Genomic DNA, 13358 nt, shown 5'->3' on the forward strand with positions numbered 1-13358 from the left:
AATGATTCCTTAAAATGGGCTTTCTATGTCAGCCATACCAACATAAACAGACTTAGTTTGCGTGTAATGATCAAGCGTTTGTATGCCGTTTTCGCGGCCGATACCTGATTGCTTATAGCCACCTACAGGCATTTCTGCCGGCGAGTTACCGTAAGCATTGATCCAACAAATACCGGCTTGTAGCTGATGAATAACGCGATGAGCACGTTTAATATCGCTGGTGAAAACGCCTGCAGCTAAACCTAAGTGAGTGCCGTTAGCACGTGCAATTACATCATCTTCGTCATCAAATACTAAAACGCTCATTACTGGGCCAAAAATTTCTTCTTTAACGATGGTCATTTCATCGTTGCAATCAACAAATACGGTTGGCGCTACAAAATAACCATTTGGCGCAGATGCTGGTGAAAGCGTTGAGCCACCGGTTAATAGCGTTGCCCCTTCTTCAAGGCCTTTGTTGATGTAGCTCAGCACTAAATCTTGATGCTTTTTAGAAATAAGCGCGCCAAAGTTAGTGTTTAAATCTTGTGGATCACCGGCAATAATATTGTTTTCGGTGCGAGTTTTAAGCTCATCAATAAACTGCTGGTACACATTTTTGTGAACATAGATACGAGTGCAATTAGTACAAATTTCACCTTGGGTATAAAAGTTCCCTAACATTGCCGCGCTTACTGCTTGCTCTATATTGGCATCGTCAAAGACAAGTAACGGCGATTTACCACCTAGTTCCATAGTCACATCTTTTAATGTACCTGCAGCACTGGCGACGACTTTCTTACCGGTACCTACTTCACCAGTAAACGATACTTTTTCAATATCTTGGTGTGCAGTAAGCCATTGGCCTACTTCACTCGCGCCTTGAACTACATTGAATACGCCAGCGGGTACACCTGCTTCAATAAACACCTCTGCTAATTTAATTGCGCCAAGCGGGGTTTCTTCTGAAGGTTTAAAAATAAATGCATTACCCGCTGCAAGGGCAGGGCCAGACTTCCAACATGCAATTTGTAATGGGTAGTTCCATGCACCAATACCAGCACAAATACCTAAAGGCTCTTTGCGTGTGTAGTAAAAGTCATCGCCAACCATTTGTTGTTGACCAACTTGCGCAGGGGCAAGGCCTGCAAAATATTCAATTACATCTGCACCTGTTTCAACATCTACGCAGTTAGCTTCTTGCATTGGTTTACCGGTATCGAGCACTTCAACTAGTGCAAGCTCATCATTACGCTTGCGTAAAATAGCAACGGCGTTTAATAAAATACGGCTGCGCTCAATAGGGGTCATGGCTGACCAAACTTTAAAGCCTTGTTTTGCACTTTCAATTGCTGCGTTTTGAACGTATTCATCGGCAACTTCAACGGCATAATTTACTTGGCCGGTTGCAGGATTTACTACATCAAATGTTTCGCCGCTTTTGTTTGCAAGGAATTGACCGTTGATAAAGTTTTGATAGATAGGTGTAGTCACGTTAGGCTCCATATTGCTTGATAAGTGAATGCACGTAGTTTTTAGCCAGTGATTCACTGTGTTTAAACTGATTTTCGTCTGATTGGCTTAATACGGCTCGTAGCCATAAACCATCGATCATTGCTGCGGTTAACTCTGCCGCGAGATTCGCTTGCGCTAAAGGCATTAATTGCTTAAATGAAACGGTTAAATTGCTTTGCAAGCGTTTGCTGTTTACATTTTGTAAACGATGAAGTTCCTTGTCGTGCATTGATTGCGCCCAAAAACTTAACCACGTCCGAGTGGTGTCTTTTCGTTGTTGTACTAGCGCAAAGTTTGATTCAACAATAAACATTAACCTTTGAGTTGGCGTGGTCTTTTCATTTACTTTGCTGATCAAGTCATCTTTCAAGTTAGACAGTAAGTAACGCACAGTTGCTTCAATTAGCCCCTGTTTCCCACCAAAGTAATGGCTAATTATGCCAGAAGACATCCCCGCATTTTTGCTAATACTATTAATTGTGGTTGCTTGTAACCCTTTTTGAGCAACTGACTCTATTGTTGCGTCAATTAGCTGCTGACGCCTTACAGGTTCCATTCCAACTTTAGGCATAATTTTTATTAATTGATCGTTCAATAAAGATAAGCTTAAGGTAATAGCTCTAACAATTCAAGGTTCATGCAAATGGTGAGTGTCTGAAATGTGGATAAATAATTAATAAAATAAGTCTAAAATGAAGTTATATCAACAAGCTGAATTTTTATAAAATATCATTTAATAACAATTTTTTACGTGTGTTTTTTTGATTGCTTTTTGCTGTGTAATTATTTGTTTACATAATTGGTGAAACTTTTAGTGATTTATTTATTAGTGTGATAACTATTAGAGTACTAATTGTATTTTTTGTGGGCAGGTTACTTTAAAAAGCGGTAAGGCGAGTTTGTGGGAAGATCCAAGAAAAAAGATTTAGGAAGTGAAATATGAGATTAATTTACAGAAATGTTAACTTAGTGAAGAGATAAATAAAGACGCTGTTTAGGTTTCAACAACGCCTTTAAAGAGCAAAGGATAACGTCTTAAACGGTTGCCAATATAATCGTCTGCCATAATTTGGTCGCAAATTTCATCAATATTATCGGTCGCTTCAAATACCCAATCAAAGCGTTCTATTGCAAGTAAAAAACCGCGCTTTAAATGCGTTTGCGCCCGGTAATAAGCAAGGTTGTTTTTGATGAGTTGCAGCTTTTCAGGTTCTGCTTTTAATTGCGCAATAACTTGGTTAATAAACAGCAAATTGCGCGAACTGGTTGGTCTGTTTCTTCTATTTGTTGATCGCATCACTCTTCATTAGCTATGTTATAAAGTTTTTTCAAAAAGTCGTCTTTGTGTTTGTCATGTTCATAATCAAGGTGATAAGTATTATGAAACCCAAAGCGAAGTAAAACACCACTGCCTTGTAAATAGACGGTATAGCCATCTATGTCAGAATATGCAGTGATCCCTTGATAAAATTTACCTTCTTCTGTGACTTCTCCGCGTTGTTGAATGCGTTCGTAAACCGCTAGAATTTGTTTATTGTCGATTTCATTTTTCATTGTTTGTCCCTTTTATTTAATCACTCATACGCTATAGAAGTGAGGGTCGATCATCATAAAAACAATAGTCTAAAAAGTATGATATTGCTTTGTTATTTTTCATTTATAAATTATGCTCAAAGTTCACTTTTTGTTGAGCTTTTACCATGATAGACAAAGCGTTACTTTTGAAAACTCGTGAATTATCCGACCAACTCATTGCATTGCAAACACCCATTAGAATACTCGATGCAATAAATTGGGATAAACAAATTAAAGAGGAGTTTTTTAGACAAAAATGTCAAAAAAATCCACTTATTGATCGTGCTTATTATCAACAGCGCGATTTAGGATTTGTTCCTAGCGAGTTGCGCCAAGCATTTTCAACACTGCACCGCAATATTATTAACCAGTTGGGGCAATTAAACCCAATTGCACAATATATGGGTAAAATGTGTACCGAATATAAAACGGTTCTGAGCATGCTTGAATACCGCGGTACGCCAGAGTTTCATGACTTATCAGTGGAGCTATTTGGTCATCCTAAAGATTTGTTTCATGCTGGTGAGCCATCTCTATCAGAACTGGCTAATATGCTCGAACAGCCTTTAAAAAATTTACTTGCAGCGGATATTTTGCCTGAAGATCCTAAAAATATTGATGCTAGCGACGCGGTGCGGATTTTATCTGAACAGGTCAATACCAGCATGCCGGGAATAAACGTAGAAGTGATGCTAAGTGATGGTATTGTCAGCGATGCGGCAGCAGGTGCTAATAATATTAAGCTCAATCAAGATGTTAAGTTTTCTCAGCGCGAATTAGATATTTTAGAAGTGCATGAGGGCTGGATCCATGTAGGCACCACTCAAAATGGCTTAGCGCAACCTTATTTAACCTGTTTGAGTAAAGGCACACCAAGCTCTACGGTTACCCAAGAGGGGCTTGCAGTACTGACGGAAATTATTACTCTTAAATCAACACCACGTCGCTTATCCAAATTAGTAAACCGTATTCAAGCGGTGACGAAAGTGATTGATGGCGCTGAGTTTATCGATATTTACCGAGATTACGTTGCTCAAGGTTTATCAAAAGACGACAGCTATACCCTTGCACAGCGCGTTTTTAGAGGCAGTACCGCAACGGGCTTACCGTTTACCAAAGATATTGCTTACATAAAAGGCTTTGTTTTAGTTTACAACTTAATTAGGGTGGCGATACAGCTTGGTCGAATTGATCAGTTGCCATTATTGCTGGTGGGTAAAATATCAATTGATGACTTTAGATTAATATCGCAATTGCATGACTTAGGTGTCATTGAAAATCCGCAATTTGTGCCGCCTCATTTTAAAGATTTAAGAGGCCTTGCTACGTGGCTCAGCTTTGGTCGATTTATTGGCGATTTGTCTTTTGAACAATTAGAAAATGACTATAAGCCGTTGTTTTTATAATATTAAAGAGGAAAGCGGCTCCTTTTTTAGCAAAAAAACGCAGTGGGAATAAGCAACTGCGTTTAAGTTTACACACATAAGCCTGCATGCCCATAAGGGGGCAATTGATTATTCTCATTTTTTATTGTTTTATCGATGCATAAAATTGTTTTAAACCATTCATTAGGCATAAAAAAAGCCCAAAAGTGGGCTTTTTAAATTCAACACACTTTGGTTATCGTGCGTTGGTGCTTTCAAATATTTTGTCTGCAGAGGCAGCGACAAAACCGGTGTAAATTTCACCATCAGGTTTTGGATAACGAATAGCAAACTCGTAAAAACAGCTAGGAATGCGCATATCGCCATCGCTAAAGGTTACGGCGTACTCATCAGCTAAAGTTGATGATTGCTCTAATAGCACCTCTGGTGAGCCTTTTACTTCGCCTCCTGAGGTATTAAGTGAAAAACCTGCATCTTTAAGAGCTTGGTTTACATCATGGATGTTATCAAACTTAGCTAAGGTGTTAATGTTCACAGTAAAGTGATTTGCACGGTAACCCCACGCAGACATCCACGCCGCATATTCGCTCTCTGCTAATAGCTTTTTGTAAGTATCAGTGCTTACTTGCCAATGTGTACCTGAATATAAAAAGTTATCGGCAGTCACCGCACTTTCGTCAATTTGTGCAACCATATCAGTAACAATTGCTTGAAGCTCAGGCGAGCATTTTTCAACTAATAACTCAGAAATAAACACTTTAGGTTGCGTTGGATCGCTGTGCTCGTAGTGCTTAGCGTAGAGTTTTTTTGCTTCAAAATGGTACTCACCACATTCTTTGTAGCCAATGGCTAAAAAGTGTGCAGCTAGTTTTTCAAGGCCTACTTTTTCAATATTAAAAGTACGCAGCGCAATATGATCGTTGATTATGTCGTCTTTTTGCGTTGAGCCTAATAGGTCATGAATTTTGTCAGCCGATGGCGTTACGCTTAGGTAGTTTTGCCACAGGTTATCAAATAATGTGTTTACATCAGTATGCATGGTAAATCCTTAAATCTATTTAAATTGTTATTCAATTATTAAGCCCGGCGCGAGGGTTTGCGGTAAGTTAACTTTTTCTGACTCTACAGAGGCCACTGGGTATGCGCAATAATCTGCAGCGTAGTATGCACTGGCTCTGTGGTTGCCACTGGCACCTATACCACCAAATGGCGCTGCGCTTGATGCGCCTGTAATAGGGCGGTTCCAGTTAACAATGCCGGCACGAATACGTTTTAAAAAGTGACTGTAATCATCTTCGCTATCAGCAAGTAAACCAGCAGATAAACCAAAGCTGGTGTTGTTTGCTTCTGTTATAGCGCTATTGAAATCAGTGTAACGATATACTTTTATAAGCGGGCCAAAGTGTTCTTCATCGGCAATTTCGCTTATATTAGTGACATCAATAATGCCTGGGCTTACAAACCCAGTGCCTGATTTTAACTGTTTAAGCTCAACAAGAATCTCAGCACCTTGTTTAACTAGCTCAGCTTGCGCTGCAACCATGCCTAATGCGGCTTTTTCACTGATCATAGCACCCATAAAAGGTTGATCGTCCGCAAAGCTATCGTCTACTAGGATATTTTTGGTGGCGCTGATCAGCTTTTCTAAAATAGCATCGCCATTGGGCGACTTTTCAATAAATAAACGGCGTGCACAAGTACAGCGTTGACCAGAGGTGATAAAACCAGACTGAATAATATCGTGCACGGCGGCGCTGACATCAGCAACATCTTTAACCACTAGCGGGTTATTACCGCCCATTTCAAGCGCTAAAATTTTACCTGGGTGGCCGGCAAATTGTTTATGTAATAAATGACCTGTGTTTGAGCTACCAGTAAAAAATAGGCCATCTATATCTTGATGTGAGGCCAGCGCTTTACCTGTTTCTAACTCACCTTGAACAAGGTTTATAACCCCAGCAGGTAAGCCTGCTTTTAACCATAGTTCTAAGGTAAACTGCGCTACATGAGGAGTTAATTCTGATGGTTTAAATACCACGGTATTACCGGCTAGTATGGCTGGTACAATATGGCCGTTAGGTAAATGCCCAGGGAAATTATACGGACCAAAAATAGCGACCACACCGTGAGGTTTGTGGCGAATAAGGGCTTTTGCACCAGGCATTGGGTTTTCGGTTGTACCAGTACGTTCATTGTAAGCACGGATCGCAATGGCCACTTTGCCTGTCATCGCGCCCACTTCTGTGCGTGTTTCCCATAGCGGTTTACCTGTTTCACGAGCAATAATAGTGGCAAACTCTTCGCTGTGTTCTTTTAGTTGGGCTACGAAGTTTTCTAAAATGGTAATACGTTGCTCAATTGGCATGTCTGCCCATTGAACTTGCGCGGCTCTTGCCGCTTTAATGGCACTGTCAACTTGCTCTGCGTTGGCGCCATTACCTTGCCATACAATTTCACCATTACTTGGGTTAATAGAATCAAACGCAGGGCCTTTGCCTACAAGCCATTGATTATTAATTAGTTGTGTGTTCATAAATAATGTTACAGGCGGAAAAATCGCGCTGCATCTCCTTGTTTTAAATGAAGTGCATCAGCTACTTCTTGGCTGATGATTAAGGTGTGCTTTGCCTGATTGTAATGAGCATGTTTGGTGAATGTGGCTCTGAAATCACTAACCCCTTGATTACAAATAGCAAGGGTGTCTGAGCTTTGCTCATTGATATGTTCAAGCTCGCCAATAGTAATAGGGCACACCTGTGAATCACGAATACTGCGAATATTACCGAGCTTTGCTTCTACTGTGGGGCCTGCGTCAAATAAATCAACATATCCGCGGTGTTCAAAACCTTCTTTTTCAAGCAGTTTAAGTGCTGGTTTGGTTTTATCATGCACATGGCCAATCACCGCTTGTGCTTTTTTGCTCAGCAAATTCACATAGATAGGATATTTAGGCATGAGTTCGCTAATAAACACTTTATCGCCTAACCCCACTAAATGATCGGCTTGTGGAAATTCAATGCTAAAAAAGTGTTCCTGCAACCATTGCCAAAATGGCGAGTGACCGTCTTCATCGCTAACACCACGCATCTCAGCAATTACTGTGTCGGCAAAGCGCTCACTGTGTTGCGCCATAAATAAAAAACGTGAACGTGATAAAAAACGTCCCGTTAAGCCTTTTCTACTGTCTTCACGTAAAAATAAAGTACATATTTCTGAGCAGCCAGTGTAGTCATTACACATACTCAAAATATCTACGGTATTGTAAACGTTTAAAGTGGGTGAATGGTGAACGGTTTTACCTAGATGATAATGATACAAAGGTACAGATAACCCGACGGCCGCTTCTATGGCGGTAGTACCAATTACCTTGCCGGTTTCACTGTCTTCTAAAACAAATAGATAGCTTTCGTCGATGGGCTTATCTACGTTTTTAGTAAAACTGTTTTGCGCACGATCAATTTTTTCTTGTAGTTGCCCATCATCGACAGGTAAAGAGGTAAAGCCATGGCCAGACTCAATGGCAATCTCTTTAAGTGCTGCAAAATCATTGACAGTAATAGGACGTAATACTTGCATTAACTACTTGCTCCAACAACATATAAAATCCTGAGGTAAACGTGTGTTTGCCTCAGGACTTAGTTATGTTTTACTTAGTTATTAACCGTTTACTACATCTCTTACTGCTTTTTCAAAGCGAGCTAAGCCTTCTTTAATGTCCTCAAATGGGATCACTAATGAAGGTGTAAAACGAATAACGTTCATACCGGCTACTAAGTTCATTAAGCCGTTATTTGCACTTGCTACTAAAAAGTCACGAGCACGGCCTTCAAATTTCTCATTTAATACCGCACCGATTAGTAAGCCTTTACCACGGACTTCGCTAAATACATGGTATTTTTCATTAATTGCATTTAAACCATCACGGAACATTTGTTCACGCTCTTTTACGCCATCTAATACAGCAGGCGTATTAACGGTATCAAATGCCGCTTCTGCAACAGCACAAGCCAACGGGTTACCACCATATGTAGAACCATGCGTGCCTACTTTTAGGTGTGCTGCAATTTCCGTGGTGGTGATCATAGCGCCAATTGGAAAACCGCCACCTAAGGCTTTAGCCGTCGTTAAGATATCAGGAATAACATCTAAGCCTTCGTATGCGTATAAGTGACCTGTACGGCCAACGCCGGTTTGCACTTCATCAAAAATAAGTAGTGCGTTGTGTTTAGTACACAGTTCACGTACTTTTTGTGCAAATTCATTGGTTGGTGGCACAATGCCGCCTTCACCTTGTAATGGCTCCATCATTACCGCACAGGTATCATCACCAATTAAGGCTTCAAAAGCGGCAATATCATTGTAGTCACAATGCACGATATCAGCAGGTTTTGGACCAAAACCGTCAGAATAAGCAGCTTGGCCACCCACTGTCACAGTGAAAAATGTACGACCATGAAAACCTTTATTGAAAGCAATAATTTTAGTTTTTTCAGCACCAAATTTATCCAGTGCAAAGCGACGTGCTAATTTTAATGCTGCTTCGTTTGCTTCAGCCCCTGAGTTTGCAAAGTAAACTTTTTCAGCAAACGTGGCATCAACCATTTTTTTAGCTAGACGAAGAGCTGGCTCATTGGTCATTACATTTGATAAGTGCCAAATTTTTTCGCCTTGCTCTTTAAGTGCACCGACTAATGCAGGATGGCAATGCCCTAAACAATTAACTGCAATACCACCGGCAAAATCGATAAATTCGTTATTGTTCTGATCCCACACACGTGAGCCTTCACCGCGAACAGGAACAACAGCTGAAGGGTTGTAATTAGGGACCATTACGTCGTTAAATAAATCTCTGGTTACTTGCATTTTTACACCTAAATTATTCACATAAAAAAATACGTTGCTGAAAAAATAACGATAAGGTCAGGATGATTCAGCAATACAATGTGTTTTACTTATTAAAAATGTCATTATCAAAGGTTATGAATGAAATTTGCAGTGCTATTTTGTGAAAAATGATTAGAATAATAGTCAAATTAACGAATTTAATTAGCATTATGATAACTCCCCAAGATGAAAAACTACTCTCAGTATTAAAAACGAACGCCCGCGCTAGCATTTCTGATCTTGCAAGGCATTTGAGTTTATCTCGTTCAACGGTGCAAAGCCGAATGCTAAAATTAGAGCAAAGTGGGATCATTAAGGGTTATAGCGTTGACTTTGGAGATGACTTTTTAAATAGCTTGGTCTCTGCGCATGTTTCAATAAAAGTAAAACAGAAGCTAACAACAAAAACTAATATTGAATTAAAGCAAATTGATGCGATTTCTCAGTTGTATGCAATTAGTGGAGAGTTTGATTTAATTGCTATTGTAGAAGCACAGAACCTTGAGCAGTTAAGCCACTTGCTGGATGATATTGGTAACTTAGATGGGGTAGAGCGTACCCGTTCATCGGTTATTTTAGAGACTAAATTTAAGCGTTAATTCGATTTATTTAGTACATTCAGTGAGCATTAATTATTTGCATTTAAGCTAACTTGATTGTAGTCTACTTGATATTAGGAACAAGGAATGTTTTTAACCAAATCAATAGGTTTATAGCCCTGCATTTGTTGCAATCCTCCAGTACTTAAAAAATCTCATCAATACAGTTATTAATCTTATTAGCATTGGCTAATAAGGTGTGAGTGAAATAGGACGTTTTTGGCACCACTGCGCAAAGACTTTACAAGGAAAAGTTATGAAATACACAACAATGGCTGCTGTGGCATTATTAATAGGTGGCTCATATTTAAGTGCAAAAGCGACTTTATTTGACCCTGCACAGAGCATAACGGTTGAAACTTACAGCGATATATTCTTCAAATTAGAATCCTCTCCTGTCAGCATTAATGAAATTATTACCGGGGCGAGTCAATTTGCCGATAGCTTGTGTGATGAAAGCATCTACCAAGAAGTAATTGGCGAATCGGTAAATTCATGTAAGCAAAAATTCAAACAATCTCAAGCACAATGTGCTGAGTTTATAATAAAAAATAACGAGCCTATGTACACTGATAAAGTGGCTATAACACAGCTCTCTGAGAAGTTTATTAATTGCATGACCAATAGCTAAAATAGCACTTACAGTTCTTAATCTATTAATAATGCGGCTCCTAAACTGGATGAGCATTGATGCTTTAATTTTTATTTAGCATATTCCACTGCGTGGTCTATGCTAAATTTTATTAATGCTCAAACGCCCAGTTTGCTTTAGGGAGTACAATGCAAGAAAATTTACTGAATTCAGTCATCAAAATAACAAAAAATAGAGATGTAGATTCTCTTGAATATAGTTTGATATCGACCATCCAAGAATTTATAGGCTGTAAAGAAGTCTCAGTTTATAAAGATATAGAAGTTCAAGGCCAACTGACTATTGAGCAAAGTCTTTGCTTAAAAGTCACGGGTGAAAAGCAATTCGAGTGGGTACAACGACAAATTGTTGCACAGCCTGAGGATGAACTTCTATCGTGTTTACGTTCTGCCTGTATTATTACTGTTCAGTCTGCCGATGGAATTGAACGCCGTTGGCTCCCCATTACCCGCCAAGAAAAAACAGTTGCTGCCATTTCTGTGGTTTCAAAAAGTTTAGATAGTTCGGCTCAAGTGATGCTAAATGCTTTTTGCCGCATATTTGAAAACTATTTAGTGATACTCCATGAAAACGAAAGAGATAAATTAACGGGGCTGTTAAATAGACAGACATTTGAGAAAAAAATAAAACAGCTAATTGAAAAACAAGTATTAAAAATGCACGGCTCATCCCGAGATAAGGATAAAAGGCAACAAAAGCAGGCATCAACATCTTGGCTGGCTATTTTAGATATTGATCATTTTAAAAATATAAATGATCAATACGGTCATATCTGTGGAGATGAAGTGTTACTCGTATTAGCGCAAAAAATGCGTCACTTTTTTCGCTCAACAGATTTAATTTTTCGTTTTGGTGGGGAAGAATTCGTGATTGTTTTTGAGCCCACAGACGCTGACTCAATCAGTAATAAAATGGCTGAATTTATACAGCTCATTAGAGATACATCGTTTCCTTTTGTTGAAAATATGACGATCAGTGCTGGTTTAGCGCGTATTAGTCCTTATGATTTTCCAATTGCAGTGCTAGAAAGCGCAGATAAAGCGCTTTATTATGCAAAAAATAATGGCCGAGATAAATTTTGTATCTATGAAGATTTACTTGCCGAGAACTTAATCAGTGTACAAGTTAATTCCTCAGAAATAGATTTATTTTAAACTACTGCGGCTGAGGATGGCTTCGCTGCACTTTCACTTTGGTTACTTGGTCGAGCTTTATAAAATAAACATTGCCGCCAATGCCTTTGAATTCTTCATCGGTAAAGGCGATGGTATTGTCATCATAAAAGGTGATTGCCTCTTTTTGGGTTACAATACCTAAGTCAATTTTAAATACATCGCCAGAGAAAAACTTATCGCCTTTAAAGTTTTCAAACAGCCAAATACTGGTTGAATCTAATAGTGCGAGCTTTGTTCTATCTGGGCTAAGTGCTGCGGATGTGATCCAGCAAAGCTTTTCCATGGTGGTGCACGTTTTAAATGAATCTATCAGCTGGGCATCAAAATTCGCTGCATGGTCACCTACTTTGTAAACGTTAGTAATTCCATCGAATGGCTCTGTGCGATTTTTAGTAAACAAGTATAAATGTCGACCAAAAGCCACAAACGCTTCTAAGTCATAATTACGTTGATCAGGTTGTATTGGGCTGCCATCTAATTCTGGGTAGGTAAACTTTATAATTTCAGCTTCTGTTGTATTGGTTTTTATATCTATGGGGTTTTCTATTTTATAAATTGTTAGCCATTTACGTTCATTTTTATTATTACCAAAGTCGCCTAAAAAGAAATGACCAAACTTATTTTGCGTCATATCTTCCCAGTCTATATTTTTTGCATTCGTGACGAGTACTTCTTTTGCAATTGAACCATCGTCATTGAGCCTATAAAGCTTAGGCTCGTCGCCACTATCGTTAATAGCCCAAAGCCGTTTATGTTTATCAAACTCAATGCCTGAAATTTCTTTTAGTTTTGGGTCTACAGAGACCACCTTTTTACTATATAGTGTATAAATTGAACTGCCTACAACAGCCGTAATGATGCTAAAGACGATAACAGAAGTAATAAGGATGCTTTTTTTCAACATTGTATTTAAGTGTTCATCGGGTTGGCTGAGTAGATAGTTATTATCGCTGATGATGTTGTTAAGCTAAAGGTTTTTATAGTTTTAATGTAGTAATAAAAATTAATAAGTATGTGTTTAAGGACAAAAGCAAATTAATTAGCTGTTATGGTGTAGTTGGTTTAAAAGTTGCTCAGTTGCAGTGCTTACTTAAAAATCAGTTTTAATGGTTAAAATTGCACCAAACCAGTGCGGTAAAATAAATAACGCACTGTAATAATGCGTAAATAAAGTTTTGATTAACTTTAAAGCTGTTTTTATGTGAATGAATGGATTCCACATCGCCTTTTTAAGCTGTTTGGCCTGTGGCAAAGATGAATAACCCTTATGGTTTAGTTGGAGCCTATTATGTTGAATAAACGCTTTTTTAAAACAAAAAATGAAGCAGAAGTAACCTTTGAATTTTCTCACCCAGATGCAGATGATGTCTGTTTACTTGGAGAATTTAATGATTGGCAGCCGGTGCCAATGAAGCACAACAAAAAGCTTGGTGTATTTAAATGCAAGCAACGTCTTCCCGTTGATAAAGAGTTTCATTTTCGCTATTTAATAAATGGTAAACAGTGGGATAACGATCATCAGGCTGATGGGTATATTGCTAATAATTTTGGTACAGAAAATAGTATAGTAAATACACAACGCATTAATTAAGGT

Annotated in this window: 14 protein-coding genes; 5 read left to right on the forward strand and 9 right to left on the reverse strand. The window is 38.8% G+C overall.

The window, feature by feature from the left end:
* Nucleotides 1–9: 9 nt before the first annotated feature.
* The 4 genes from betB to PSM_RS17620 form a co-directional block, all read right to left on the reverse strand.
* Nucleotides 10–1473: a betaine-aldehyde dehydrogenase gene (betB, locus tag PSM_RS17605; RefSeq protein ID WP_029609952.1), complete on the reverse strand. Its 1464-nt coding sequence runs from the start codon at nt 1471–1473 to the stop codon at nt 10–12.
* A 1-nt stretch (nt 1474) separates the two neighbouring features.
* A complete protein-coding gene (gene betI / locus PSM_RS17610; RefSeq protein WP_049775601.1) occupies nt 1475–2050 on the reverse strand; it encodes a transcriptional regulator BetI in 576 nt (191 codons plus the stop codon).
* Nucleotides 2051–2488: 438 nt separating this feature from the next.
* Nucleotides 2489–2791 carry a hypothetical protein gene (locus PSM_RS17615; RefSeq protein WP_016899726.1) on the reverse strand — a complete coding sequence of 101 codons (303 nt, stop codon included), beginning with the start codon at nt 2789–2791 and terminating at the stop codon, nt 2489–2491.
* Complete coding sequence (locus tag PSM_RS17620) at nt 2791–3048, reverse strand: DUF3081 domain-containing protein (protein WP_013463225.1); 258 nt, start codon at nt 3046–3048, stop codon at nt 2791–2793. Before PSM_RS17620 ends, PSM_RS17615 begins: the two co-directional genes overlap by 1 nt.
* A gap of 146 nt (nt 3049–3194) precedes the next feature.
* Between PSM_RS17620 and PSM_RS17625 the strand changes: the two genes are divergently transcribed.
* Entirely contained in the window at nt 3195–4475 is a 1281-nt protein-coding gene (locus PSM_RS17625) for a flavohemoglobin expression-modulating QEGLA motif protein (protein WP_013463226.1), read from the forward strand.
* Nucleotides 4476–4689: 214 nt separating this feature from the next.
* Here the strand turns inward: PSM_RS17625 and PSM_RS17630 are convergent, their stop codons facing one another.
* The 4 genes from PSM_RS17630 to PSM_RS17645 form a co-directional block, all read right to left on the reverse strand.
* Nucleotides 4690–5493, reverse strand: coding sequence for a DUF1338 domain-containing protein (locus PSM_RS17630; protein ID WP_013463227.1), 804 nt, complete (start codon nt 5491–5493; stop codon nt 4690–4692).
* Between the two features lie 27 nt (nt 5494–5520).
* Entirely contained in the window at nt 5521–6987 is a 1467-nt protein-coding gene (gene astD / locus PSM_RS17635) for a succinylglutamate-semialdehyde dehydrogenase (RefSeq protein WP_013463228.1), read from the reverse strand.
* Nucleotides 6988–6995: 8 nt separating this feature from the next.
* Nucleotides 6996–8030 carry an arginine N-succinyltransferase gene (astA, locus tag PSM_RS17640; RefSeq protein WP_013463229.1) on the reverse strand — a complete coding sequence of 345 codons (1035 nt, stop codon included), beginning with the start codon at nt 8028–8030 and terminating at the stop codon, nt 6996–6998.
* An 81-nt stretch (nt 8031–8111) separates the two neighbouring features.
* Nucleotides 8112–9317 (reverse strand): aspartate aminotransferase family protein, encoded by a 1206-nt coding sequence (locus PSM_RS17645; RefSeq protein ID WP_013463230.1) that lies wholly within the window; start codon nt 9315–9317, stop codon nt 8112–8114.
* 191 nt (nt 9318–9508) lie between these two features.
* On the opposite strand from PSM_RS17645, the gene PSM_RS17650 reads away from it, so the two are divergent.
* From PSM_RS17650 to PSM_RS17660, 3 genes are all read left to right on the forward strand, one after another.
* Nucleotides 9509–9937, forward strand: coding sequence for an Lrp/AsnC family transcriptional regulator (locus tag PSM_RS17650; protein WP_013463231.1), 429 nt, complete (start codon nt 9509–9511; stop codon nt 9935–9937).
* A gap of 256 nt (nt 9938–10193) precedes the next feature.
* A complete protein-coding gene (locus PSM_RS17655) occupies nt 10194–10568 on the forward strand; it encodes a hypothetical protein (RefSeq protein WP_008112502.1) in 375 nt (124 codons plus the stop codon).
* A gap of 149 nt (nt 10569–10717) precedes the next feature.
* Complete coding sequence (locus PSM_RS17660) at nt 10718–11743, forward strand: GGDEF domain-containing protein (protein WP_013463232.1); 1026 nt, start codon at nt 10718–10720, stop codon at nt 11741–11743.
* 1 nt (nt 11744) lies between these two features.
* Here the strand turns inward: PSM_RS17660 and PSM_RS17665 are convergent, their stop codons facing one another.
* Nucleotides 11745–12668, reverse strand: coding sequence for a hypothetical protein (locus tag PSM_RS17665; protein ID WP_013463233.1), 924 nt, complete (start codon nt 12666–12668; stop codon nt 11745–11747).
* Nucleotides 12669–13052: 384 nt separating this feature from the next.
* Here PSM_RS17665 and PSM_RS17670 point away from each other — a divergent pair, with 384 nt between their 5' ends.
* Nucleotides 13053–13355, forward strand: a complete 303-nt coding sequence (locus PSM_RS17670; RefSeq protein ID WP_013463235.1) for an isoamylase early set domain-containing protein — start codon at nt 13053–13055, stop codon at nt 13353–13355.
* Nucleotides 13356–13358: the final 3 nt, after the last annotated feature.

It is taken from the genome of Pseudoalteromonas sp. SM9913, assembly GCF_000184065.1.
GTDB classification, from domain to species: Bacteria; Pseudomonadota; Gammaproteobacteria; order Enterobacterales; family Alteromonadaceae; genus Pseudoalteromonas; species Pseudoalteromonas tetraodonis.

What these genes read in the sequence shown, in the direction of transcription:
- betI (WP_049775601.1), bottom strand. Translation starts at nt 2,050, where the DNA reads ATGGAACCTGTAAGGCGTCAGCAGCTAATTGACGCAACAATAGAGTCA.
- PSM_RS17615 (WP_016899726.1), bottom strand. Translation starts at nt 2,791, where the DNA reads ATGCGATCAACAAATAGAAGAAACAGACCAACCAGTTCGCGCAATTTG.
- PSM_RS17620 (WP_013463225.1), bottom strand. Translation starts at nt 3,048, where the DNA reads ATGAAAAATGAAATCGACAATAAACAAATTCTAGCGGTTTACGAACGC.
- PSM_RS17625 (WP_013463226.1), top strand. Translation starts at nt 3,195, where the DNA reads ATGATAGACAAAGCGTTACTTTTGAAAACTCGTGAATTATCCGACCAA.
- PSM_RS17630 (WP_013463227.1), bottom strand. Translation starts at nt 5,493, where the DNA reads ATGCATACTGATGTAAACACATTATTTGATAACCTGTGGCAAAACTAC.
- astD (WP_013463228.1), bottom strand. Translation starts at nt 6,987, where the DNA reads ATGAACACACAACTAATTAATAATCAATGGCTTGTAGGCAAAGGCCCT.
- astA (WP_013463229.1), bottom strand. Translation starts at nt 8,030, where the DNA reads ATGCAAGTATTACGTCCTATTACTGTCAATGATTTTGCAGCACTTAAA.
- PSM_RS17645 (WP_013463230.1), bottom strand. Translation starts at nt 9,317, where the DNA reads ATGCAAGTAACCAGAGATTTATTTAACGACGTAATGGTCCCTAATTAC.
- PSM_RS17650 (WP_013463231.1), top strand. Translation starts at nt 9,509, where the DNA reads ATGATAACTCCCCAAGATGAAAAACTACTCTCAGTATTAAAAACGAAC.
- PSM_RS17655 (WP_008112502.1), top strand. Translation starts at nt 10,194, where the DNA reads ATGAAATACACAACAATGGCTGCTGTGGCATTATTAATAGGTGGCTCA.
- PSM_RS17660 (WP_013463232.1), top strand. Translation starts at nt 10,718, where the DNA reads ATGCAAGAAAATTTACTGAATTCAGTCATCAAAATAACAAAAAATAGA.
- PSM_RS17665 (WP_013463233.1), bottom strand. Translation starts at nt 12,668, where the DNA reads ATGTTGAAAAAAAGCATCCTTATTACTTCTGTTATCGTCTTTAGCATC.
- PSM_RS17670 (WP_013463235.1), top strand. Translation starts at nt 13,053, where the DNA reads ATGTTGAATAAACGCTTTTTTAAAACAAAAAATGAAGCAGAAGTAACC.